At 40.8% G+C, this 21,152-nt stretch carries 19 protein-coding genes and 2 pseudogenes; 8 read left to right on the top strand and 13 right to left on the bottom strand.

Annotated elements, in window-relative coordinates:
- The first annotated feature begins 78 nt into the window (after nucleotides 1–78).
- Together MWG26_RS02210 and MWG26_RS02215 are read left to right on the top strand one after the other, a co-directional pair.
- Nucleotides 79–2,004: a sensor domain-containing diguanylate cyclase gene (locus MWG26_RS02210; protein WP_117440957.1), complete on the top strand. Its 1,926-nt coding sequence runs from the start codon at nucleotides 79–81 to the stop codon at nucleotides 2,002–2,004.
- 227 nt (nucleotides 2,005–2,231) lie between these two features.
- A complete protein-coding gene (locus tag MWG26_RS02215; protein WP_117441395.1) occupies nucleotides 2,232–3,473 on the top strand; it encodes an IS256 family transposase in 1,242 nt (413 codons plus the stop codon).
- A gap of 269 nt (nucleotides 3,474–3,742) precedes the next feature.
- Here MWG26_RS02215 and MWG26_RS02220 read toward each other — a convergent pair whose 3' ends face one another.
- The 3 genes from MWG26_RS02220 to trxA form a co-directional block, all read right to left on the bottom strand.
- Nucleotides 3,743–4,162, bottom strand: a complete 420-nt coding sequence (locus tag MWG26_RS02220) for an RrF2 family transcriptional regulator (protein WP_025654476.1) — start codon at nucleotides 4,160–4,162, stop codon at nucleotides 3,743–3,745.
- 130 nt (nucleotides 4,163–4,292) lie between these two features.
- Nucleotides 4,293–5,213, bottom strand: coding sequence for a thioredoxin-disulfide reductase (gene trxB, locus MWG26_RS02225; protein WP_025654477.1), 921 nt, complete (start codon nucleotides 5,211–5,213; stop codon nucleotides 4,293–4,295).
- Between the two features lie 3 nt (nucleotides 5,214–5,216).
- Nucleotides 5,217–5,534, bottom strand: coding sequence for a thioredoxin (gene trxA, locus MWG26_RS02230; protein ID WP_025654478.1), 318 nt, complete (start codon nucleotides 5,532–5,534; stop codon nucleotides 5,217–5,219).
- 265 nt (nucleotides 5,535–5,799) lie between these two features.
- On the opposite strand from trxA, the gene MWG26_RS02235 reads away from it, so the two are divergent.
- Complete coding sequence (locus MWG26_RS02235; RefSeq protein WP_025654479.1) at nucleotides 5,800–6,573, top strand: SDR family oxidoreductase; 774 nt, start codon at nucleotides 5,800–5,802, stop codon at nucleotides 6,571–6,573.
- A 15-nt stretch (nucleotides 6,574–6,588) separates the two neighbouring features.
- Complete coding sequence (locus MWG26_RS02240; RefSeq protein ID WP_025654480.1) at nucleotides 6,589–6,927, top strand: hypothetical protein; 339 nt, start codon at nucleotides 6,589–6,591, stop codon at nucleotides 6,925–6,927.
- A gap of 175 nt (nucleotides 6,928–7,102) precedes the next feature.
- Here the strand turns inward: MWG26_RS02240 and istB are convergent, their stop codons facing one another.
- The 3 genes from istB to MWG26_RS02255 all read right to left on the bottom strand — a co-directional run bounded on the left by istB (nucleotide 7,103) and on the right by MWG26_RS02255 (nucleotide 9,222).
- A complete protein-coding gene (gene istB / locus MWG26_RS02245) occupies nucleotides 7,103–7,855 on the bottom strand; it encodes an IS21-like element helper ATPase IstB (protein ID WP_025654481.1) in 753 nt (250 codons plus the stop codon).
- Nucleotides 7,852–8,409 (bottom strand): Mu transposase domain-containing protein, encoded by a 558-nt coding sequence (locus MWG26_RS02250; RefSeq protein WP_049915358.1) that lies wholly within the window; start codon nucleotides 8,407–8,409, stop codon nucleotides 7,852–7,854. Before MWG26_RS02250 ends, istB begins: the two co-directional genes overlap by 4 nt.
- A 177-nt stretch (nucleotides 8,410–8,586) precedes the next feature.
- Complete coding sequence (locus tag MWG26_RS02255) at nucleotides 8,587–9,222, bottom strand: transposase (protein WP_049915360.1); 636 nt, start codon at nucleotides 9,220–9,222, stop codon at nucleotides 8,587–8,589.
- A 212-nt stretch (nucleotides 9,223–9,434) separates the two neighbouring features.
- Here MWG26_RS02255 and MWG26_RS02260 point away from each other — a divergent pair, with 212 nt between their 5' ends.
- Nucleotides 9,435–9,818, top strand: a complete 384-nt coding sequence (locus MWG26_RS02260; protein WP_025654482.1) for a VanZ family protein — start codon at nucleotides 9,435–9,437, stop codon at nucleotides 9,816–9,818.
- Nucleotides 9,819–9,907: 89 nt separating this feature from the next.
- On the opposite strand, the gene MWG26_RS02265 is transcribed toward MWG26_RS02260, so the two are convergent.
- Nucleotides 9,908–11,314, bottom strand: coding sequence for an ATP-binding protein (locus tag MWG26_RS02265; protein WP_025654483.1), 1,407 nt, complete (start codon nucleotides 11,312–11,314; stop codon nucleotides 9,908–9,910).
- Nucleotides 11,315–11,848: 534 nt separating this feature from the next.
- Between MWG26_RS02265 and MWG26_RS02270 the strand changes: the two genes are divergently transcribed.
- A complete protein-coding gene (locus tag MWG26_RS02270) occupies nucleotides 11,849–12,790 on the top strand; it encodes a tyrosine-type recombinase/integrase (protein ID WP_025654484.1) in 942 nt (313 codons plus the stop codon).
- Between the two features lie 1,306 nt (nucleotides 12,791–14,096).
- Here the strand turns inward: MWG26_RS02270 and MWG26_RS02275 are convergent.
- Together MWG26_RS02275 and MWG26_RS02280 are read right to left on the bottom strand one after the other, a co-directional pair.
- Nucleotides 14,097–14,273 (bottom strand): hypothetical protein, encoded by a 177-nt coding sequence (locus tag MWG26_RS02275; protein ID WP_154253251.1) that lies wholly within the window; start codon nucleotides 14,271–14,273, stop codon nucleotides 14,097–14,099.
- 614 nt (nucleotides 14,274–14,887) lie between these two features.
- Nucleotides 14,888–15,496 (bottom strand): Mu transposase domain-containing protein, encoded by a 609-nt coding sequence (locus MWG26_RS02280; RefSeq protein ID WP_025654489.1) that lies wholly within the window; start codon nucleotides 15,494–15,496, stop codon nucleotides 14,888–14,890.
- Between the two features lie 870 nt (nucleotides 15,497–16,366).
- On the opposite strand from MWG26_RS02280, the gene MWG26_RS23140 reads away from it, so the two are divergent.
- The gene (locus MWG26_RS23140; protein WP_025654490.1) at nucleotides 16,367–16,579 is read left to right on the top strand and encodes a hypothetical protein; all 213 of its coding nucleotides are present in this window, start codon (nucleotides 16,367–16,369) and stop codon (nucleotides 16,577–16,579) included.
- A 6-nt stretch (nucleotides 16,580–16,585) separates the two neighbouring features.
- Nucleotides 16,586–17,049, top strand: a pseudogene (locus tag MWG26_RS22995) (ATP-binding protein); the annotation flags it as partial.
- Between the two features lie 158 nt (nucleotides 17,050–17,207).
- On the opposite strand, the gene MWG26_RS02295 reads toward MWG26_RS22995, so the two are convergent.
- The 4 genes and pseudogenes from MWG26_RS02295 to rfbC all read right to left on the bottom strand — a co-directional run bounded on the left by MWG26_RS02295 (nucleotide 17,208) and on the right by rfbC (nucleotide 21,127).
- Nucleotides 17,208–18,317 (bottom strand): DegT/DnrJ/EryC1/StrS family aminotransferase, encoded by a 1,110-nt coding sequence (locus tag MWG26_RS02295; RefSeq protein ID WP_025654491.1) that lies wholly within the window; start codon nucleotides 18,315–18,317, stop codon nucleotides 17,208–17,210.
- A 22-nt stretch (nucleotides 18,318–18,339) separates the two neighbouring features.
- Nucleotides 18,340–18,558, bottom strand: a pseudogene (locus tag MWG26_RS02300) (GNAT family N-acetyltransferase); the annotation flags it as partial.
- A 15-nt stretch (nucleotides 18,559–18,573) separates the two neighbouring features.
- On the bottom strand, nucleotides 18,574–19,650 hold the full coding sequence (locus MWG26_RS02305; protein ID WP_025654492.1) for an ATP-grasp domain-containing protein: 1,077 nt from the start codon (nucleotides 19,648–19,650) through the stop codon (nucleotides 18,574–18,576).
- A gap of 868 nt (nucleotides 19,651–20,518) precedes the next feature.
- Entirely contained in the window at nucleotides 20,519–21,127 is a 609-nt protein-coding gene (gene rfbC, locus MWG26_RS02310; protein WP_025654493.1) for a dTDP-4-dehydrorhamnose 3,5-epimerase, read from the bottom strand.
- Nucleotides 21,128–21,152 lie beyond the last annotated feature (25 nt).

Raw genomic sequence — 21,152 nt, forward strand, 5'->3', positions numbered from 1 at the left:
ATATCCCCAAATTTTAGATGCAGTGTTTGGGTTATGTGATATAATGTATTAAGATATTTCGGAAGATAAGGAGGCAGTATGAAGGATCAGATCAGGAAGAAGTTGTGTTTGATTATATCGGCGGCCATGCTTTTCTCTCTGCTGTTGAATGTTCTGCTTCAGGTTCATCTGGCGGAAAAGTCTATGAGGAGGGAATCTGAGAATTTATTCTGGCAGATTAATCAGATATTGGTGCAGAATGAAAAGGACGTTGAACAAATCAAAGCAGATTTTGCGAAGAACTGCCTCATTAATGCAAAGGCCGCTGCTTATATCATGCAGAACCGGCCGGAGATTATTGGGAATCAGCCGGAACTGGAGAAGATTGCTAAGCTGCTTCAGATCGATGAGTTTCACATATTTGATACGGAGGGAAACTTGTATGCGGGGTCGCAGCCTAAATATTTTGGGATGAATTTTAATTCCGGGGAGCAGATGCAGTTTTTTCTTCCAATGCTGGAGGACCGTTCTCTTGAGCTCTGCCAGGAGATAACCCCGAATACGGCAGAGAGCAAGCTTATGCAGTATGCGGCTGTCTGGCAGGAAGACGGCAAAGGGATTGTGCAGATTGGAATGGAACCCGACCGTGTTGTAGAGGCTATGAAAAGAAATGAGCTTTCCTATATATTTTCAATTGTTACTGCGGATGAGGGAAATGTAATCTGTGCGATAGATCCTGATACCCATAAAGTGCTGGGATCTACAGACAGCAATTATATTAACAGAGATGTCAAAGAACTGGGGATAAAAGGGGAGGCTCTGGCGGATGGAGAAGAGGGATTCCGGACGGAGTTTGACGGGGAAAAGAGTTACTGTTTGTTCTCGCGCACGGGTTCCGTAATACTTGGGCGGATCTGTCCCGAGAGCACAATGTACCGGAATATATCTAAAAATACGCTTATGCTGTCCTTGTATCTTGCGCTGCTGGGCGTGATTATTATTGCGGCAATTTCCAGGTATCTGGACAGATATATAGTGCGGGGGATTTCATCGGTCAATAAAAAACTGCGTGTGATTACCGGAGGTGATCTGGATACCCGGGTGAGCGTAAATACGACACCGGAATTTGCCGAACTGAGCGACCAGATTAATGAGATGATAGAAAGCCTGCTGGATATGCCGAATAAATTATCAGCAGTGCTGGATATTGTGAAGATTCCGGTGGGGATCTATGAGTACCGGCTGAATATGAAGCGGGTGATGGCTACGAGCGGTATGAGAAGTATTCTTTGTCTATCTTCAGAAGAAACAGAGAAGATTCTGTCAGACCACGGTACGTTTGAAGCAAAACTGGAGGAGATCCGCCGATGTCCGGAGGAGGCAGAACGGGGGATTTACCGACTTCCCTGGGAAGAGGAACGGTATATCCGAATGGATTCCATTCCTTACGAGAATGGCACTTTGGGTATTATCCTGGATGTGACGGAAGACATGGTTGAAAAGCACCATATTGTATATGAAAGAGACCGGGATTTCCTGACGGGCTTATATAACCGCCGGGCATTCTACAGCAGGTTTGAAGGAATCATGAGCGGAAAGCCGGAATGCGGTCATGCGGTGCTGTTTCTTGCCGATGCCGACGGACTAAAAAAGGTAAACGATCAATATGGGCATGCAGGCGGAGACGACTACCTGCAGGGAATAGCCGATGTCCTGCTCTCCTGTCCGGCCGGAAAGAAAGTTGTGAGCAGACTGGGCGGAGACGAATTTGCCCTGCTTATTTATGGAGCGAAAGACAGGGAGGAACTGGAGGTTTATATCGATGCGGTGCAGAAGGCTGTAAGCCAAAGCATTGTAGAGATAAACGGTCAGGTCTCGATCCCTGTGCGGCTGTCTGCGGGATATGCATTCTATCCGGAGGATGGCAGTGACTGCAGTGGATTGATGGAACTTGCGGATAAACGGATGTACGAAGCAAAGAAGAGCAGAGGATATGAACCCCGTAATAAGAGAGTGTCCAGCTGATGGTGTTAAATCGGAAGAATGTCTTAATCATTCATACCCGAATATGGAACTGCACTTGGATAGGTGTTTGCAGGAAAGGAGCATGGGAGCAGCAGGCCCCTTATACAAAAAGTCTTTTCGAAATCATGAAAAGAGAAAGCCGTACCGAGCATGTGAAAAAGTTTCTGTAAATAAGGATTTATGTGGTCTTCTATGATAAAATAAAAAATCATAGGAGGCCTTTTATTATGGCGAGAGAAAAGAAACCGGTACACAAAGTACAAATGACAGATGGAAAGCGAAACATTATTCATCAGCTTCTGCAGGAATACGATATCCAGTCAGCAGAAGACATTCAGGATGCCCTGAAGGATCTGCTTGGCGGTACCATCAAAGAAATGATGGAAACAGAGATGGATGAACACCTGGGCTATGGAAAGTCAGAACGTTCTGACAATGACGATTACCGCAATGGCTACAAATCCAAGCGTATTAACAGCAGCTATGGCAGCATGGATCTCCAGATTCCTCAGGATCGGAAGTCCACTTTCGAACCACAGGTAGTCAAAAAACGGCAGAAGGATATCTCTGATATTGACCAAAAGATCATCTCTATGTATGCCAAAGGCATGACCACACGGCAGATTTCTGATACACTGGAGGATATTTACGGCTTTAAGGCTTCAGAAGGCTTTATCTCCGATGTTACCGATAAGATCATGCCTCAGATTGAGGACTGGCAGAACCGTCCTCTTTCAGAGGTATATCCGGTGCTCTACATTGATGCCATCCACTACTCCGTCCGTGATAATGGTGTCATCCGCAAACTTGCGGCTTATGTGATTCTCGGGATTAATCAGGATGGACGGAAAGAAGTCCTGACCATAGAGGTTGGTGAAAATGAAAGTTCCAAATACTGGCTGTCTGTTTTGAATGGCCTGAAAAACCGGGGAGTAAAAGACATTTTGATTATCTGTGCTGACGGGCTGACCGGTATCAAAGAAGCAATCGCAGCTGCATATCCAAAGACGGAATATCAGCGCTGTATCGTGCACCAGGTTCGTAATACAATGAAATATGTGTCAGACAAAGACAGAAAGCCATTTTGTGCAGATCTTAAGACCATCTATCATGCAGCAACGGAGGAGAAAGCGCTAGAAGCCCTGGAACGTGTCACTGAAAAATGGAGCGAAAAATATCCCAATTCCATGAGAAGCTGGAAGCAGAACTGGGATGCCCTTTCCCCGATTTTCAAGTTTTCAGCAGTGGTCAGAAAGGTCATTTACACGACCAACGCCATTGAGAGCTTGAATGCCACCTACCGCAAGCTAAACCGTCAGAGAAGTGTATTTCCAAGCGATACAGCTCTTTTGAAAGCGTTGTACCTGTCTACATTTGAAGCTACAAAGAAATGGTCAATGCCTATCAGAAACTGGGGTCAGGTCTATGGAGAGCTAAGCATCATGTATGAGGGGCGGCTACCAGAATAAGTCCTTTTAAGCAATCTGCTACAGGCGGATTTTTCCGCCTGCTCTTGACATGCAACAGCATGTGCTGTTATATATAAACCAAGGGCTGAAAGCCCAACTAAGAACTTTCAGCCCACCTGTTATCATAGAAGATCAGCATTTACAGACTTTTCTTCACACGCTCGCCGTACCTGATGATACAGTCCTAAGGGTAACAGCTACAACTAACTGAGCTGTTACCCTTACATAGACTTTTCAACGAGGTCTATCATAATCAGGTTTTTCCTGGTTTAATCTGCATTTCCGAAAATCTGCTCCTCAATGTCTTTTATTGTAATACTCTCCAGATATTGTTTTCCGATTTTATTTAGATTGCCATAGATTCCATCCATGACTCCGGCCATTCCGGATGCCACTAAACAGGGCATATCAATATTTCCGGAATGCCAAGAGGTTTTTACAATATCCATCTGCAGAGCATCACAAATTTGTTTCAGATTGATATCTTCCGGATTCCTGGCAATTCTATAGCCCCCCCGGAGGCCTTCTTTGGTATCGAGTAAATTATATTTTTTCAGCCGTGCCATCACTTTTCTGACCCGGACGGGATTCGTGCAGATGTTGGCTGCCAGCTCTTCGCTGGAGAGCGTCTCCTGCTTATGGTCGAGGAAGACCAGCGCGTGCACCGCGATTGTAAATTCTCCTGTCATGTTATCACCCTTTAGTTATATTTGCTCCTGCCCATTTCGCTCTGTCAGAGAGTCTTTGTTAAACTATTTTCAGAAATCGGATTCTTTCAGTAGATTATTTATCCATCAGACCCATTTTTATATCAATTTTCTACATTCCACTTAGAAATTCTTCCGCGTATTTAGAGGCTACAGCGCCATCAGCTGCTGCTGTTATAATCTGGCGCATGGGTTTTGTACGGATATCTCCCACCGCAAATACGCCGGGAATATTTGTGCGTGTTGTTTCATCAGCCTGTATATAGCCGTGGGAATCCAGCGTAACCTGTCCCTTCAGAATGGCTGTATCGGGAACCCTGCCGACTGCCACGAAGATCCCGTCACAGGGAAGGTAGGACACCTCTTTTGTATTGACATCTTCCAGTTTGGCTCCGATGACTTTCTTTTCGTGAAGAACTCCGGTTATCCGTGTGTTCCAGTGGAAAATAATATTGCTGTTGTTCAGCGGCTCGATATAGATCCGTGATGCGCGGAGCTGGTCCCTGCGGTGAACCAGATGTACTTCTTTGCAGATTTTAGAGAGCAGAATCGCGTCTGCAGCCGCAGTATTTCCTCCGCCTGCGATTACCACGGTCTTATTCTTATACATCATCCCATCGCAAGCCGCACAGTAAGCGACGCCATGTCCGCGCATTTCCTGCTCTCCGGGGACATCCAGTTCGCGGGGAGAGGCGCCCATTGCCAGAATCACAGTGCGTCCGAGGACTTCCCCTTCTGAGGTGATAAGTTTTTTGGGATTGGAGGTGAGTTCCATTTCTTCTACCTGGGCAAAGGCGGTTTCTACACCGAACCTGTCGGCGCCCTTTTTCATCTTTGTGGCCAGTGTGTAGCCATCTATACCGTCTTCAAATCCCGGATAATTATCGATCTGTTCGGTGGTCGCCATTTGTCCGCCCGGAGAAAGCTTCTCCAGTACCAGAACGGAAAATCCGCTCCTGGCGGCGTACAGAGCTGCGGTATAACCGCCGGGGCCGCCGCCCACAATCACAACATCATATTCCTTCTGTTTCATCCTCTATACCTCCTTTATCCACTTTTGTATCTCTGCTTTCGAGCCGGGATTTACAAGCAGTTCACTGTGATGGCCGTCCTTGAACATCAACAGGGAGGGGATCGTGTCCACATCGAACTTTTCCGCCAGTTCCGGCTCATCATCCAGATTGACTTTTCCGATTGCCACCGTACCCTGGAGTTCTTCTTCCAGCTGGTCGATCACCGGGCCAAGGCGGCGGCAGTAACCGCACCATGGCGCCCAGAATTCCACAATTATGGGTGTTCTATTCTGGCTTGTATGTTCCTGAAAATTATTGTTTGTTAAAGTAAGTTGACTCATCTTTGGCACCTCCTGATTTTATCTTTTTTGTTTTATGCGCATTGCTGTGAATATAAATGTAATATGAATGGTTACAGTTTATACTGTAATTATATTAGTATCAGTTTGCGGTGTCAAGTGTTTTAACAAAACTTTTTAATGAAAATAAAGTATGTTTAAAATTTATCAGACTATTGTTAAAATATTATTTAAATTGACAGTATATTACTTGCGTGGTAATGTAAATGTACAGTTTTGGAATACACTTTTGAAAGGGAGGTTTATTATGAGTGTTTATATTATTACAGGAGGAACAACAGGAATCGGGGCTGCTGTAAGGACGACATTGCTGGATCAGGGCCATGAGGTTTTTAATATTGACTTAAAAGAGGGTGATTTCCTGGCAGATCTTTCTAAAAGCGAGGAACGCCAAAATGCAATTGAGGCAGTTAAACTGCGCTATCCGGATGGGATTGACGGGCTTTTCTGTAATGCCGGCGTGGGACCCACTGCACCGCCTAAGCTGATATTCAGTCTGAATTTCTTTGCAGGAATTGAGATTGCAGAGGGACTGCGCCCATTGCTTAAGAAAAAGAACGGAAGCTGTGTTATGACCTCTTCAAATTCGGTGACTAATCATACGGTCCGGTGTGACTGGGTAGACATGATGTCAAACGTCATGGACGAAGACAGGATATTGGAGATGGCGGCAGATATCCCGCGTACAATGGCTCCATCCGCCTATAGCTCTTCCAAGCATGCGCTGGCCAGGTGGGTGAGGAGAGTCTCTCCCGCGTGGGCAGTGGACGGTCTGCGTATAAATGCGGTTGCGCCCGGCAACACAACGACTCCAATGACACAGGGAATGACTGATGCACAGCGGGATGCAGCGCTTTTGATTCCGATTCCGACGCGATATGGAAGAAAAGAATTTCTGGATGCACAGGAGATTGCAAACGGCATGTTATTCCTTGCTTCGCCGCTGGCCAGCGGGATCAATGGAATCATCTTATTTGTAGACGGCGGAATTGATGCATTATTGCGTTCAGAGCGTTTTTAGAAGGGAGAGAAAGTGATGAGAATTTTAGAACAATATATGGACTGTATGCAGCGCGGCGATAATGTGGGGCTGGCCGACCTGTTTAATGAGTACGGGGTGCTTCACGATGCTTCATTAATAAAGATCGGAAGCGATACGCTGCACCTGGAAGGAAAAATGGCCGTAGAAATGATGTTTCACCATAAATTTGGTTTCAATGGAGGGCCATTTAAAATATACAGTATTAAATATAATGGGGACAATCAGGTGTGGTATTTTATCCAGTATGGAGATACAATACTGCCGGTAACTGCTTTTCTGGAGAAAACGGATGAAAACGGAAAAATTAAGCGGCTAAATATATATCCGCTCTAATAATTGTTATTATTTATTCGGGAATAATGCTTATATTGTCTTTTAAATAATAGGAATTTTTATAGATTCGTCTAAGAATATGAATATTAATTTGAATATGTTCGTCAACTAGAAAGTGAGCCATTCGCTGACTTGATTTTGAGCCACCCAGTGATGGCCAGAAAGTGAGCCACCTCTACTTCCTGGCTTCTTTGGTTTTGGCCAGCCGATACGATTCTCCGTTCATATCCAGCACATAGGACTGAAATGTCAGACGGTCGATCATAGCGGCTACCATGGCTGTGTTCTCAAAAAGAGTTGTCCATTCAGAGAATGGCAGGTTTGTTGTTACTATAATACTGCCTCGCTCGCTTCTGTCAGCGATGATCTTAAACAGGAGTTCTGACTGGTAGCGGTCAAAACTGACATACCCCATTTCGTCCAGTATCAGCAGATCTGCCTTCTGGATCCGTTTTTCCAGTTTGCCAAGGGAATAGTTATCCCGGGCTTCGGAAAGTTCCGTTGACAGGGAGTATGCATTTTTGAACAGAACTGACATTCCCATGGAGCATGCTTTCAGTCCCAGACCGATTGCCATATGCGTTTTACCCCTGCCTGGATTCCCCAACATTGTGATATTTCTGCGGTCCTTGATAAACTTACAGCTTGCCAGTTCGTTCATAAAGATTTCGTTTATGGAACCACTGTAGCGTGACAGATCCAGTTCTTCCAATGTTTTGGTAAATGGAAATCCCGCTCTCTTGAGGCGGCGCAGGTTTTGATTTTCCTGCCTTTGCTCGTACTCTGTTTTCATTAATGAAAGCAGGATCTCACCGATATCGGAATCCGGAGAAAGTTGACGGAGTGCTTCTTTATAGGTGGTAAAGGTTGGGATCTTAAGCAGCTTCGCATACATCCGGATCTGATCTTCAATTAGTGTTATGCTCATTGGCTGTTCACCTCCTCTTTGTGACTCAGTTGGTCGTATTGTCGGAGGTCAACCGAAAGGATCTTTACCGGATCCTGGATCTGGGGTTTCGTCCTGTCAACGAAATCATGAAGAATGCGGACCATTCTGGAATAATTGCTGTTGTTTTTTCGAAGTTCCTCCAGAACTTCCGGCGGAACATTCTGCTTCACAGGCGCTGCATCAGGGATCGCCCGCCGCCGTTCTTCAAGAAGCGGCATATAGTGTTCCAGATGGTAAATACTCTGATGTTTCCCATAACAACGAGTATGTACTGCAATCAATGCTCCTTTATAGTAGATCTCTACTGTTTCGGGATACCCTTTGACTCCTACCATTCTGCCAGTATATTGAACCGGAACGGAATAACTGTTCGTCCGAAACCTGGCAGTGGAAAAAGCATTCACTCTGACGTTTGCGCTTTTGGCAGTTTCAAATCTGTACCCAGGGAGAGGATGGAACATTGGACGTTCCTCATCCATCATTACTCCTACTTTATCGGGTTTGCCCTTAATCTGGTGTGCTTCATATTTCATGCAGCGTTCCAAAAGAAGTGTATTCAGTTCGCAAATATCAGAAGCGTAGGGAACAGGAACAAGTATGTTTCTGCGGGCCCATCCCCAAAAAAAAATCGACAATGGTAAAGTTGCTGTAAAAGATGGATTTGGGAAACATGCGCAGGCGCAGAAAGGATATACTGCTCTTGCGGCTCACTACAGTTTTTCTGCTCTTTTCTGTAATCCTGCTGAAGGACATGAAAAGGGACTGGTAGAAGGATTGATAACCTTATGGGGAACTCCGCCCAGGATATCAAAAGTACGAACGAATGCATCCAGAAAACTTTCTTCATTCTGATGACGATAGGCAAGTACAACTGGTCTGCAGCTGTAACAAAGCCGCGCGCAGAAAAGATTAATCACAGTTTTCTGACCGTCGAGATAAACCGTAGTTTCTCCCCAGTCCACCTGCATTGCCTCGCCATGTTCGAACTGAAGAGGAATAAATGCTTTAGGCTTGCATTCCTTTAGTTCATGGACTTTTGCACGGACCGTAGATTCCCCACCTGTAAATCCGGTTTCTTCAACAAGCCGGTCATAGATACGTTTTGCGGTATGTTTTTGCTTTTTAAGACCTTGACGGGAATCTTCATCAAGGCAGTTTTGTATGAATCGGACTACGTCTGGTGTAAGAATCGTCGATTCACGGTCAGGCGTTTTCCGTTCCCAGGGGACAGCATTCCCTTCACAATATTTTTTAACGGTATTTCTGGAAATGCCCATCGTTTTTGCGATATGTCGCTGACTTTCGCCAGCAAGGAAACGCCTACGAATATCATCGTAATCTTGCATTGTGATAACCACCTTATTTCCCTCCGAATAAAAAGACTTTTATTCAGAGTACTTTTTAAGTGGCTCACTTTCAAGTCAGCGTTTGGAATAAAAATGGCTCAGTCTAAGAGTAGCATTTATATATAGGAATTTTATGTGGGTTTATTGTTACAGCCATTCATGTTTTACATATAATTCTAAAACAGGGAGACGTACACGGGAGAGTCAGAATCTTGGAATTCTGTCTTATAACATATATCGTAGCAGTTCTTTTTATTGCACTAGTTTCCAGAGAGCCTGGATCCAGAGATATGATATCGCTTATACCATTTTCTACAGTTGGCTCAACTGCACAGAGCCATGCCTATGTAGTGGAAAACATAATTATGTTTATACCTTTTGGCTTTTTATTGCCACAGCTATGGGCGCATATGAGAAATTTGGGGTTATGTTTATTATCGGCATTCATAACAAGTATGGTAATAGAAGTCACACAGGTAGTTACAAAGATGGGCTATGGTCAGACTGATGATGTGATCACTAACGTTATTGGAGCGGCAATCGGATTTGGAATTTTATGGACCGTTCAAAAGATAAAATTAACGAATAGATATTAGAACTGTAAATTAGCTATACTACAAATAAAGCAGGAGGCAGGTGAAGTTATAACATGCCTCCTACTTAACTTTATCGCTATATAATCTGATTAGCTGATTATCTTTCGGTTTATATCATCGAAAGAGATTAATTTTGTATCTTTATGCAACTTAGAATACTCCACTGCTTGGTCTGTAAATCCGGATTTTGAAAATATAATATAATATTTATTTTCATAATGAAATAATTCCCCACGTTCTTTTAAAAGAAGTACTACATCTAAAGCAGCGGGACTATTTTTCCACTTACATTCGCAGAAAAGTCCACTCTCTTCTTGAACCGCCATTATATCAATTTCCTCCTGCCGTCTTTTAGCCGGGTTATTCCCCCACCAGCGGCCACTGTTTCCAATAGGAAATGGGAGAGAAACATAAACTTCGGGGAGGTAAAGGTATTGCTGGCATATTTCTTCAAATACACTTCCCATAAAATCGCTAATTTGCGGGCGCACAAGAGTTTTATAAATTGTTTCTCCTATCCCGCGTATTATGCTGCTTAAGTTGGGGCGAACAAAGCGGTACCAGAAGAGAAACATATTATCCTCTAAATGATAAAGTGTTTTTTTACTTGATACATTTTCGGTTATTGGAACTTCTTTACTTACAATTCCTAAAGTTATAAGAGAGGAAATCTGATTGCTACATCCACTAGTTTCAAGACCTGTTTTTGTAGCGATTTCATTCATTCGGCTTGCACCACTGGCAATTGCGGAAATGATAGAATGATACGTTGCTGGTTCTTTCAGTTCCTGTTTCAGCAGATTGGATGGCTCGTCAAATAATCGTCCACTTTCATCGAAGAACAGATTTATAATATTCTCATCTACTGTCAGTGATGTATCAATTCTTGCAAGGTATTCAGGAATTCCACCAGTTACGCCATATAAAATTGCCTGCTCTTCCTGAGAAAAATTTTCTAACATAGGCCTGAACTCAAAATAGCTAAACGGATGAATCTTAAATTGTGCGGTTCTTCGTCCGTAAAGCGGACTTTTATATCCAAGAACCTGTTCTTCCATAAAGCTCATTGATGAACCACATAAAATAAAAAATAAACTACTATCCTTCCAACACTGATCAATATGACTTTGAAGCATAGATGAGATTGCAGGATAGGAAGCAGCCAGGTAAGGAAACTCATCGATTGCGATGATTAATCTTTCATGCTTCAAACATAAGCTGTCAATATAATCTAATAATGTAGCAAAATCCGAAAATTCGGGAAAATGAGATTTTAATCCGGCATCAGAAAGTAATGCTTTAGAAAATCCCTGCAGATTTTCCTTTCGTGTACCCTCAACAGCCATATAATATATAGAAGCCTTGTCCTTTATAAATTCATTTATTAAAGTCGTTTTGCCTACACGTCTTCTTCCGTAAAATACAACGAACTCAAATTGATCACTTTTATATAGAGTATTTAACTTTTTAAGTTCGCGTTTTCTACCTATAAACATAATATACCTCCCAACATAACCCGGATTATTTTCATATAATGATATTCTTAATTTTAAAAGACAGATGCTGGTAAATAAATTAAATTCGCAAGAATTTTACTAATTATACGATTAGTAATTATATAATTAGCTTATCACACCATAATTGTTTCTGCAAGACATATTGCTAAAAAATATACGTTCATACTTTTGTAGGAGATAGGAGATGTATTATTCAGGCTTTAATTTACAAATCTACTAACACCTGTAAAAATATCAATAAACATGTCTATAACTATATTAAAAAAGTCGGGAACGCATTGACTATTTAGAATTATATTCTTCAAAAGCCAAAATAAACTGTTATATGACATATATTCACATATTTTGTGTTTAACATAGAACATCTCACAGAAATGTGCGATAATAAGTCTGTTACTTTTCAAATCTGCTAAGGTAATTAATTATGAAGCAAATACATCATAGAATCCGTTCTCCATGCAGTCCTTTTCCTGAAGAACCCTGACAACAGATTACTAAAGAGAGGTGGTTATCATGAAATACAATTACAGGCAACAGGCAGCACTTGCAGGTGAGTTCGTAGAGGTACTATCAATAGAGAGAAACCAGGGAGCAAAAACATTATATGCTTACAAAAATGATGTTGATAATATGATTAAATGGGTTGATCTCCGCGGTTACAACGAATTAGATGCTGATACCATTATGTTGTATTTTTTATATCTACAAAACGAAATTGAATTGTCTCCTCGCAGTATCCGACGCAAATATGTTTCTATCAGACAATATTGCGATTTTGTAAATAAGGTACTTGAAATGAAAGAGGTATTTTTTAAATTTTCTTCGCGCAAATTTCAGATCCCTAAAAATTTACCCAAAATCTTGTCAAAAACCGAAATTCAAAGCTTGATTTCTTCAGTCTCTGCTGAATTTCAATCGGTATCCTCTGAATATCATCGCCGTCTTTGCATTCGTAATATGTGTATTATAGAGCTCTTATTTTGCCTGGGCCTTAGAATTGGTGAGATTGCCGCTTTAGATATCGAGGACTATAATCGAGAGGATTGTTCCGTTCTTATACATGGAAAAGGTAAAAAGGAACGAATGCTATTTATATCATCGCCGATTGTATGTCAAAAACTGAATAACTGGCTATTAACACGCCGGGAAATGTCGCCAGAGGATTCAGCAATGTTTGTTAATAAATCAGGGGGCCGACTGAGTATCTTTAGTATAGAAAATATTTATTATAAATATAGGGAACTTTCAAAAATAAATCCACATTCAACGCCGCACTATCTCCGTCATAGTCTTGCGACCCAGCTTCTGAATAATGGAGCAAATATTCGGGATGTACAAGAATTGATGGGACATAACAGTATAGTGACCACACAAATTTATACAGAAGTATCCCTAAATAGGCAGAAAGAAGTCTTGATGAAATATAACGGGAGGAATTTTATGAGTACCAAATAAGTTAACTAAAATTATACTATATGTTAGAAAAGTATAAGAATTAAACATAAAATTGATATAAAGACCTGTGAGCAATGTGTTTTTCCTAATGTTCACAGATTTTCTATTGTATTTTTAGGATATTGGAATTTGTATATTATAAAGATATATTGGATACTTTTACACTTTCGTAGTGTACCCACAATAGGTGAGGGGCGGTGGGACAGCCGTTCAATGAAGGTTCTGTTCAGTTTTCTTCCAGAAATGTAATTAATATCATAATGCTCAGCCATTTCATGACACGTCTTATTAATTTTTGGTGCATATCAATCGCTATGGTCAATACCTGTACAGAAATTGTACGTGATTAGCATTCGCGCACAAATACTAAAGTATTGATACATGTAGACATACGCTGTTATTTAGCTTTCCATATCCCTGGATAAGAATGTTTCTCCATATGCATGCAGACTGTAATCCAGGACACCAACGTATAATTAACAGGGAATGATTTCACCAGTTGATGGATCAATCACTTGTGAGGTGTCACCTCCCAGTCCACTTCAATTTGCTAGATAGGTTTTCTAGGGATATGCATAGTAGAATGGTTTCTTTCAAGATGCTTATGGTAATAAAAACAGAACTGTGAAAACATGAGAGGCAACTTGTTGATTTGATCGCATTCTTTGCAGTATTCCTTCCAGAGCAGTTTCAAAGTAACTCCATTGCGCATCATTTATTTATTGATCTATACGTAATCAGAATGTCTGCATTCCACAGATGGGACATGTTTATCTGGGTACAAAAGTTTTCTGGATCTTCCTATGTGGTTTCAGCCTTTAAAGGCCATGTGATGTCCAGTTCTGTGGCCTGATTTAAAACATTCCGATACTTTATCCAGGAGCATTCACAACTGCTGGCAATGCCAGTTTGATTAATCCTAAGACGAAGGTCTTCAGGATAATTGGGCATAATGGGTGGGCTCTTTATAATAGACTTACATCAAAAAAACGATGAATAATTTTATTATAAGAAGTTGAAACGTTACCGGAATGAGTGGAACCTCAGCCCGGAACGATTGGAACCAAAGTCCGGTCTCAGTAGAAAATCCACCTGGCTTTACGTAAACGCATATGAATACCAATGCGATAATTCCGACTGTGATATTACTACTATTGTTGAAACATGAATGTTCTGACGACAGAACTCCTTCTGCACAGTTTTTTACACCCAGTCTCGCGGAGGACGAAACTCACTCTCACGGAGACTGACCCATTCAGCGAATAACAGATATTACTGATGTTATAAATCACAACCAAATATTTCTTTACCACCCCCAGAATTCAAGGAATAAAATCTCACGTTTCCTTTGAATGCTTTCAAGCTGGTCGGTATGTTTTCGGTGCTCGTGATAATCCTGCCGAAGTTTGCTAAAAGCCTCTTCGGCTTCACTGTTGTTTTCCTGTACAACCATTAATTCGATTTCCAACTCGCGGTACGTCATGATTCGAGGCCTTCCTTTTGAGAAGCTTTTAATCCGTGACGTTCACGCATTGAAATTTTCCCCTGTATCAGAACATCGTAAGAATTGTGAATAATCCAATCCATGATAGCCTCCGAAATAGGGCTGTCAACATTAGGATCAGGAGTGATGCGTTCATACCATTCATCTGGATCATACTGTGTACAGAAAATCATGGAACCCTTTTCACAGCTGGATTCTGCAATCGTAAGGAGATCATAGGATTCCTGTGGCACTTGGCACCGAAAAGTGTAATGCTTTGATATATCGAGCCAGTTTATTCACCTGACTACGATTCCATTCTGCATCAACCAGCAGGCCCAGAAGTTCTTCAAAACCAAGGGTACTATAGGTAGAAGAGGCTTCCAACTGATGTTCAAGTTCTGCAACCATAGCAGTTAGCTTAATCGTCTTGAGGGAATCGATTGTGCCCTATGTGATCATACCTGCTCACCTCCCCTCTGGAAACAAGCAGCATGTGTGATACCGTGACTCTTTGATACCGGCGTTAGCTTTTTTACATCGTTCACTTTGTCCTGACTATACTTGTCTCAAAGTTTGGTAAGACTAGCGCAGAATTTGTATTCCTATTCGGGTTACCTTCCGGCGTTTAGGAAGTAGTGAACTGCTTGGGCTGTGTATTTGCCAACTGATTCCGACCCACGGATAAATTCATCTGCGTTGTACGTTAGATATTTGCGATGCTTTATCGGCATGTGTTCCGGCTGAGTAATCGGATCCCGCAGCTGTTTAGCTGCTCTTGGATGAGAGGCCACTCTGTAGCCATAATAAAAGACCTCAACAGTCACCTTTGTCAGCCGGATGTCCACCGCCTTTCCAATAAGATCAAAGCGAAGGGGATATTTGTTTTTTCCGTCATTTATGAGATAATCAAGAAGAACCTTTTCAGTGGGCCAGACTGCCGGTTCATACGGGGGCAAAGGGAGCGGCTTCATAAATGCCTTTTCTTCATCGGTAAAAGCGCTGTGGCGGCATCCCTCCCGTTTTTTAAAGGGATAATGATTAAGCTCTAAGAGCTTCTCGGCCACAGCAAGCTTGACTTCTTCAAGAGAAAAGAATTTACGATTTCGCAGAGTTGCAATGATCCATGTGGTTGCAAATTTAACTATTCCTTCTGCAAGGTTTTTATCCTTAGGATGCAGGATTCTTGCCGGAACTATTGCAGTCTCATAGTATTGAGCCATTTCCTGATAGCTGTTGTTAAGAATGGTATCATACCTTGTGTTCTTTACTATACCGGTTTTAAGATTATTGGGTAGTCATAAACATATCACGCCGCTAAAATATCGATAAGCATGTACATGGCACATTAGCTAGTTCGTCGGTCTCATATCGTTGCAGGCCTCTGCATAAGCATAGTAGCTACAGGGTAAAACGGCAGCAAATAAATTCGTATCAATTAGTTCACCGGTGCCAGGGTTCTGATATTGAAGCGTGGTTCCAGCCCTATCGACCTGCATTGTCTCCCCAGGCTTGTGCTTGATACGCATAGTCACTTTGGTAACATGTGCCCAAGGCGATACTTATCACATTACTGCGAATACATGTAGGACATCACTCCCTCTGCATTGCATGTGCTGCAGTATTCTGTTCATAGCAGTGTGAGACTTACACCGGAACGTGCCTGTTCCTTGTGAATGTAATTATAATCCGACTCCTTTCCTTTGGATGCCATTTCCACTCTTTTTGGAAATAGCAGTGTTAGAATCTCCTCATTAGTCAAATAGTCATCAAGTAGCTGCTAAGCCCCCTGGCTATTGACTCATGAAGAACTTCACGTATTATATTACTTGAACTGTGGACACTTGCAGCGATTTGATGCTGCGAATATCCGAGGCTGTCAAGCCTGAGAATCTCTTGATAATTTACCATAATTACCGACCTCCCATAATGATAGTCACACATTGCCAATTTCATTATAGAATAAATAATATCTGGAGTGGAATGGTGATCGTTTTTATCAATGGGCAAAACGTATTGGCGAAAGTACCTTCAAAGTTGTTGACAGCATCCTTACCTCCAAAACTGTGGAGCAACAAACTTATCGAGGCTGTATGGGACTTTTGAAACTGGCAGACAAGTATTCGGTGGAACACTTAGAAGTTGCATGTACAAAGGCTCTCAATTATACATCAACTCCAAGCTACAAGAGTATCAAAAACATCCTCGTAACAGGAAAAGATAAGTTTGATGCACAAGGAAAAGAGAACAAAACAATAGCAAACAAGTACGGTATCACAAGAGGTGCCGGCTATTACAGGAGGTAACCGCTTATGACAAACCAAAGTACCATGAATAAACTTATCGAAATGCGTCTCTCTGCTATGGCAGATGTACTTCGTAACCAACTCTCAGACCCACGAAGGAAGTTCCGTTCGAAGATCATATCGGAATGCTGGTTGATATCGAATACAGCAGTCGTAAAAGCAATCGTCTTCATCGACTGATTAAGAAGGCTGAATTCTACCAGCCTGATGCAAATTTCATGGATATCGACTATACATCAGAGCACAAGTTAAACAGGTCTTTACTCAACAGACTTGCAACCAGTGAATATATCACTGAACACCGTAACTTACTTAATACTGGTGCAACAGGCAGTGGAAAAAGTTATCTGGCAAGTGCTCTCGGCATGGAAGCCTGCAAGCAGTACTATAACACCAAATATGTGCGACTTCCTGACCTTTTGATAGATCTTGGTCCTTTCTCTCGCCACGCTCTATACAAGAGGGTACTACAATCATAGAAAACTAATTATAAATGTTATAAAGGTTACGTGATGATCTGACGCAGATCCGACCAAGATGTCACGCTGCCTGACTAGAAATCTTAAGTACGCTTCCAGTATTACTGTGTGTTCTTGTATCATTCTTGTGTTCGTTTCTAAAATAACGCCTATTTTTTACATCTTAAAATAATCTTGCAAATTCGATCAACATCCTCCAACGCAAGATCAGGATATAATGGTAAAGTCAGTACTCTTTTACTAATATGTAAAGCTATTGGAGTTTTAGCAGCATCATACTGTCTATGGAAGCAATCAAATGTATTAGTTAACGGGTAAAAGTACTTCCTTGCTCCAATATTATTATCTGATAGCATTTTATATATTTCATTCCGAGTAGAACCATATACTTTTTCATCAATCACTATAGGAAAATATGCATAATTGGGTTGTACATTTTTTTGTTTTAGATTAGTTTGAATGCCATCAACAGTTTTCAAATAACTCATATATCTTTCTACTATTAATTTACGTTTTGCAATCTCATCATCTACATGTTTTAAATTACAAAGCCCCATAGCAGCACAGAACTCGTTCATTTTTGCATTGGCTCCTACACCGTCAATAGTTTCCGGTCCCCGAATGCCAAAATTCTTTAAACCATATAGATTAAGTCCAAAGTCTTTATTTCTAAAACAAGCAGCTCCGCCCTCAATAGTATTAAATACTTTTGTAGCATGGAAACTGAAACAAGATACATCTCCAAAAGAGCCGATACCTTGCCCCTTATAATGAACACCAAAAGTATGAGCGGCATCATATATGACTTTCAGTCCGTACTTATCTGCAATGCGCTGTATTTCTTCAATATCGCAGATATTTCCATAAACATGAACAGGCATAATCGCACATGTTCTATCTGTAATTAATTCCTCAATCTTTGAGACATCCATCGTAAAATCAACTGGATTAATATCACAGAATACCGGCACTAACCCATTACGCACAATCGCATGTGTTGTAGAAGCAAATGTAAATGGACTGGTAATAACTTCTCCTTGCAAGTTCATTGCCTGTAAATATAACTCCAATGCCATATGGCCATTTGTAAAAAGATCAATATGATCAACTCCTAAATAATCTTTTAGCTCCGTTTGCAAACGCTTATGCTTAATTCCCATATTAGTAAGCCAATGTGTATCCCATATATCTTTTATCTCCTCAATATACTCCTCTATTTCTGGCATGGATGATCTGGTTACTAAAATATTATTATTCATCATCGCTATTCTCCTCGTCTAACTACAGTACTTTTTCCATAAGATAAGAATCAGGAGTTACTTCCTCAGTCACACAATAACCAAAATTTCCATAAAAACCGATTGCTGTAATATTGGATTTTCTTACCTCCAACTTGAATTTCAGCATACCATTTTTAATAGCATTGTCTTCTGCAATTTTCAACATTTTTTCTGCTAAATGCTGGCCCCTGTATTTGGGTGAGATTGCAAGTAGAGTTAAGTAAGCCGTCTTTGTTTACTTATCGTTCATATACGCTGCTAATATGCCAATGATTCTATTCTGAGTGTCTTGTATTCTCCAGACCTCTCCGTAATAACATAGCTTTTTCGAATAAGATTGTAGATCTATTTTCCTTTCAGTCAACGACGGAGTTAAGAGTGTTTGCATTTCTATCACAGTACGATATATTTGTTCTTCTGTTCTGATTTTGTTAATAGAAACCTCTGGTTTAATATGTAGCCTTACTAGATTAATATCCTTTTGTCCCATAATATTAATTCTTTCTGTTAACAACTTTTTATCGAACGAAATATTCTGTAACCAGTTCACAATTGCAAGTGGTAGATTTACTCCCGTCATGTGACTAAATGGATATCCCCCGACAAATCTTGCATTCATTTCCAACACATAAGGTTTATCATCAACTATAAAGACATCGACATCAAGGTTAGCTACATGATGTAAACAGCTGCTAAGCTTTTTTCCAAGCGCTTTTAGGCGATTATCTGCAATAGTAACTGCGCAATCAGTTTCACCTGATCTCATTGCATATTTTACTTTTGCAATGGTTGTTTGATAATTACCATAAAGATCATTAATAATGTCCAATCCGTACTCCTGGCCGTTTATTTTTTCTTGTATCAATACACTGGTATCAATATCTTCCTGAGACTCATATTTTAAATATGTCTTTAAAATATTTCTTTTCGTTTTCTCATAGAAAACTTTCAATTCTTCTTCATTTTCTGCTTCAAACACTGCAATAGATCCCATCCCCCATCTAGGTTTTACTATAAGTGGATATGAGATTTGTTCATTTTTAACATTAACTAATGCCTTTTCCAATGAAATGAAAGTTTTGGGCACATAGAATCCATTTTTTAATAAAAATTGATACGTTAACCATTTATCATTACAGATATTAATTACTTTTTTATCAGATATCACAACAGTTGTGCCAATCTCTTCAAATTTTTCCTTATTTTGAGTTAAAACAGGTAAGTCTACGTCAAAAAGGGAAATAATTGTTATTATTAGTACATTCCAAATCCCGTCAATTGACCTCCAATTTATACTTAGACAATTATCCAAGAGCATGTTCCGATAAATATGATATATGAAATTCGACTAACCAAAAGAGCAGGAGACTCCGTTAAATTCTTCCGCTTAGGAAATTAGATAAAAATAATAAAAGGGATTCAATACCAGATATCATATTAGCTGTCATAGCCGTTGATTATGGCAGCCAATAGAAGAGCAATAGGAAGAAAAGAGAATGAAAAGGAGAGCGCTATGATTACTGTAAACTAGATGTGTGGAAATCTTACGCTTTTTTCTTATATCCAAGTACTTAGAAAGAGAAAGCACAAGCGACCAAATACCCTGGAGAAAGGATTCTGAACAACATACTTTGTTTGAACACTAATATTGGGAAAATGATAAAAGAGAAAGGTTTAGTTTAAACTTGAGGAAGGCATTTCCAATATTCGAATAGCGCTAGATATCATTACGCAAAGCATCCTAGCGGGCCATGATTTAATTGTTGATTCTGCATTAAGATTGGAAATCTATATATTACATGAGATGAAAGCGAAAAATCCACCTCCATTATAAAAAATTTTATATACATGAGTTTCATAATAGTTTTAAAACTGTTTAAGATTACATATTTACTTCAGTGAATGTAAGAGGAAAGCAAGAAGACATATTCAGACTATAAAGAACCGAGTGTGTCAGGATGAAAATAACTATACCGTATCCATATATTTGCCAGCAGAACAATACCTACCTTGCCATTGAAAATCCCATATGAATAAAACTTAATAAATAAAAAAAGACAAGAAAATAGCCGCAACTTTGCGGCTGATTTTACTTTCTGTGATTATGTACTTACTGTCTATCAAATATCCAAACCAGCGAATAAGGATGTAAATAAAGATCTATAAGTTTCAGGGGGCCCCTAAAACTTAAAAGTCCCCCGAAACCCATCCCACATCTGATCTTTCTCACTCAATATAAGCCCAGTCCCGTCTTCCAGCCGATACCCGTCAGCGGAAGCGCTGCCCCTATACTCGCCGGCCACCTGCGGCCAACAGATGCCGATCTCCGGGTCATTCCATGCAAGCCCGCCTTCATCGCCGGGGTGATAGAAATCCGTACATTTATAACAGAACTCTGCAACATCAGAAAGTACCAAAAATCCGTGTGCAAAGCCTTCCGGTATATAAAACTGCTTTTTATTTTCTTCGGTCAGCTCAACACCAAACCATTTGCCATAAGTTTCGGATTCGCTCCGCAGGTCAACGGCAACATCAAATACATGCCCCTTAATGACCCTTACCAGTTTTCCCTGGGGATATTCCTTCTGGTAATGGAGCCCGCGCAGTACGCCTTTGCTTGAACTGGACTGGTTATCCTGCACAAAATTCATGGCCAGACCTGCATCCTCCATATCCTTCTGGTTGTAAGTTTCCATAAAATATCCCCTGGAATCGCCGTGGACGGCAGGTTCGATGATACAGAGCCCATGGATGCCGCCAACATTCTTTTCTACTTTAATCTGTCCCATCTTTACCTCCTGATATTGTTTCAAT

The sequence above is a fragment of the Faecalicatena contorta genome, assembly GCF_022835095.1.
In the GTDB taxonomy this organism is placed as follows: domain Bacteria; phylum Bacillota; class Clostridia; order Lachnospirales; family Lachnospiraceae; genus Faecalicatena; species Faecalicatena contorta.

What these genes read in the sequence shown, in the direction of transcription:
- MWG26_RS02255 (WP_049915360.1), bottom strand. Translation starts at nt 9,222, where the DNA reads ATGCAAGATTACGATGATATTCGTAGGCGTTTCCTTGCTGGCGAAAGT.
- MWG26_RS02215 (WP_117441395.1), top strand. Translation starts at nt 2,232, where the DNA reads ATGGCGAGAGAAAAGAAACCGGTACACAAAGTACAAATGACAGATGGA.
- trxB (WP_025654477.1), bottom strand. Translation starts at nt 5,213, where the DNA reads ATGAAACAGAAGGAATATGATGTTGTGATTGTGGGCGGCGGCCCCGGC.
- MWG26_RS02280 (WP_025654489.1), bottom strand. Translation starts at nt 15,496, where the DNA reads ATGGCTCAATACTATGAGACTGCAATAGTTCCGGCAAGAATCCTGCAT.
- MWG26_RS02270 (WP_025654484.1), top strand. Translation starts at nt 11,849, where the DNA reads ATGAAATACAATTACAGGCAACAGGCAGCACTTGCAGGTGAGTTCGTA.
- MWG26_RS02235 (WP_025654479.1), top strand. Translation starts at nt 5,800, where the DNA reads ATGAGTGTTTATATTATTACAGGAGGAACAACAGGAATCGGGGCTGCT.
- MWG26_RS02240 (WP_025654480.1), top strand. Translation starts at nt 6,589, where the DNA reads ATGAGAATTTTAGAACAATATATGGACTGTATGCAGCGCGGCGATAAT.
- rfbC (WP_025654493.1), bottom strand. Translation starts at nt 21,127, where the DNA reads ATGGGACAGATTAAAGTAGAAAAGAATGTTGGCGGCATCCATGGGCTC.
- trxA (WP_025654478.1), bottom strand. Translation starts at nt 5,534, where the DNA reads ATGAGTCAACTTACTTTAACAAACAATAATTTTCAGGAACATACAAGC.
- istB (WP_025654481.1), bottom strand. Translation starts at nt 7,855, where the DNA reads ATGAGCATAACACTAATTGAAGATCAGATCCGGATGTATGCGAAGCTG.
- MWG26_RS02220 (WP_025654476.1), bottom strand. Translation starts at nt 4,162, where the DNA reads ATGACAGGAGAATTTACAATCGCGGTGCACGCGCTGGTCTTCCTCGAC.
- MWG26_RS02275 (WP_154253251.1), bottom strand. Translation starts at nt 14,273, where the DNA reads ATGACGTACCGCGAGTTGGAAATCGAATTAATGGTTGTACAGGAAAAC.
- MWG26_RS02210 (WP_117440957.1), top strand. Translation starts at nt 79, where the DNA reads ATGAAGGATCAGATCAGGAAGAAGTTGTGTTTGATTATATCGGCGGCC.
- MWG26_RS02295 (WP_025654491.1), bottom strand. Translation starts at nt 18,317, where the DNA reads ATGAATAATAATATTTTAGTAACCAGATCATCCATGCCAGAAATAGAG.
- MWG26_RS02250 (WP_049915358.1), bottom strand. Translation starts at nt 8,409, where the DNA reads ATGAAATATGAAGCACACCAGATTAAGGGCAAACCCGATAAAGTAGGA.
- MWG26_RS02265 (WP_025654483.1), bottom strand. Translation starts at nt 11,314, where the DNA reads ATGTTTATAGGTAGAAAACGCGAACTTAAAAAGTTAAATACTCTATAT.
- MWG26_RS23140 (WP_025654490.1), top strand. Translation starts at nt 16,367, where the DNA reads ATGGGACTTTTGAAACTGGCAGACAAGTATTCGGTGGAACACTTAGAA.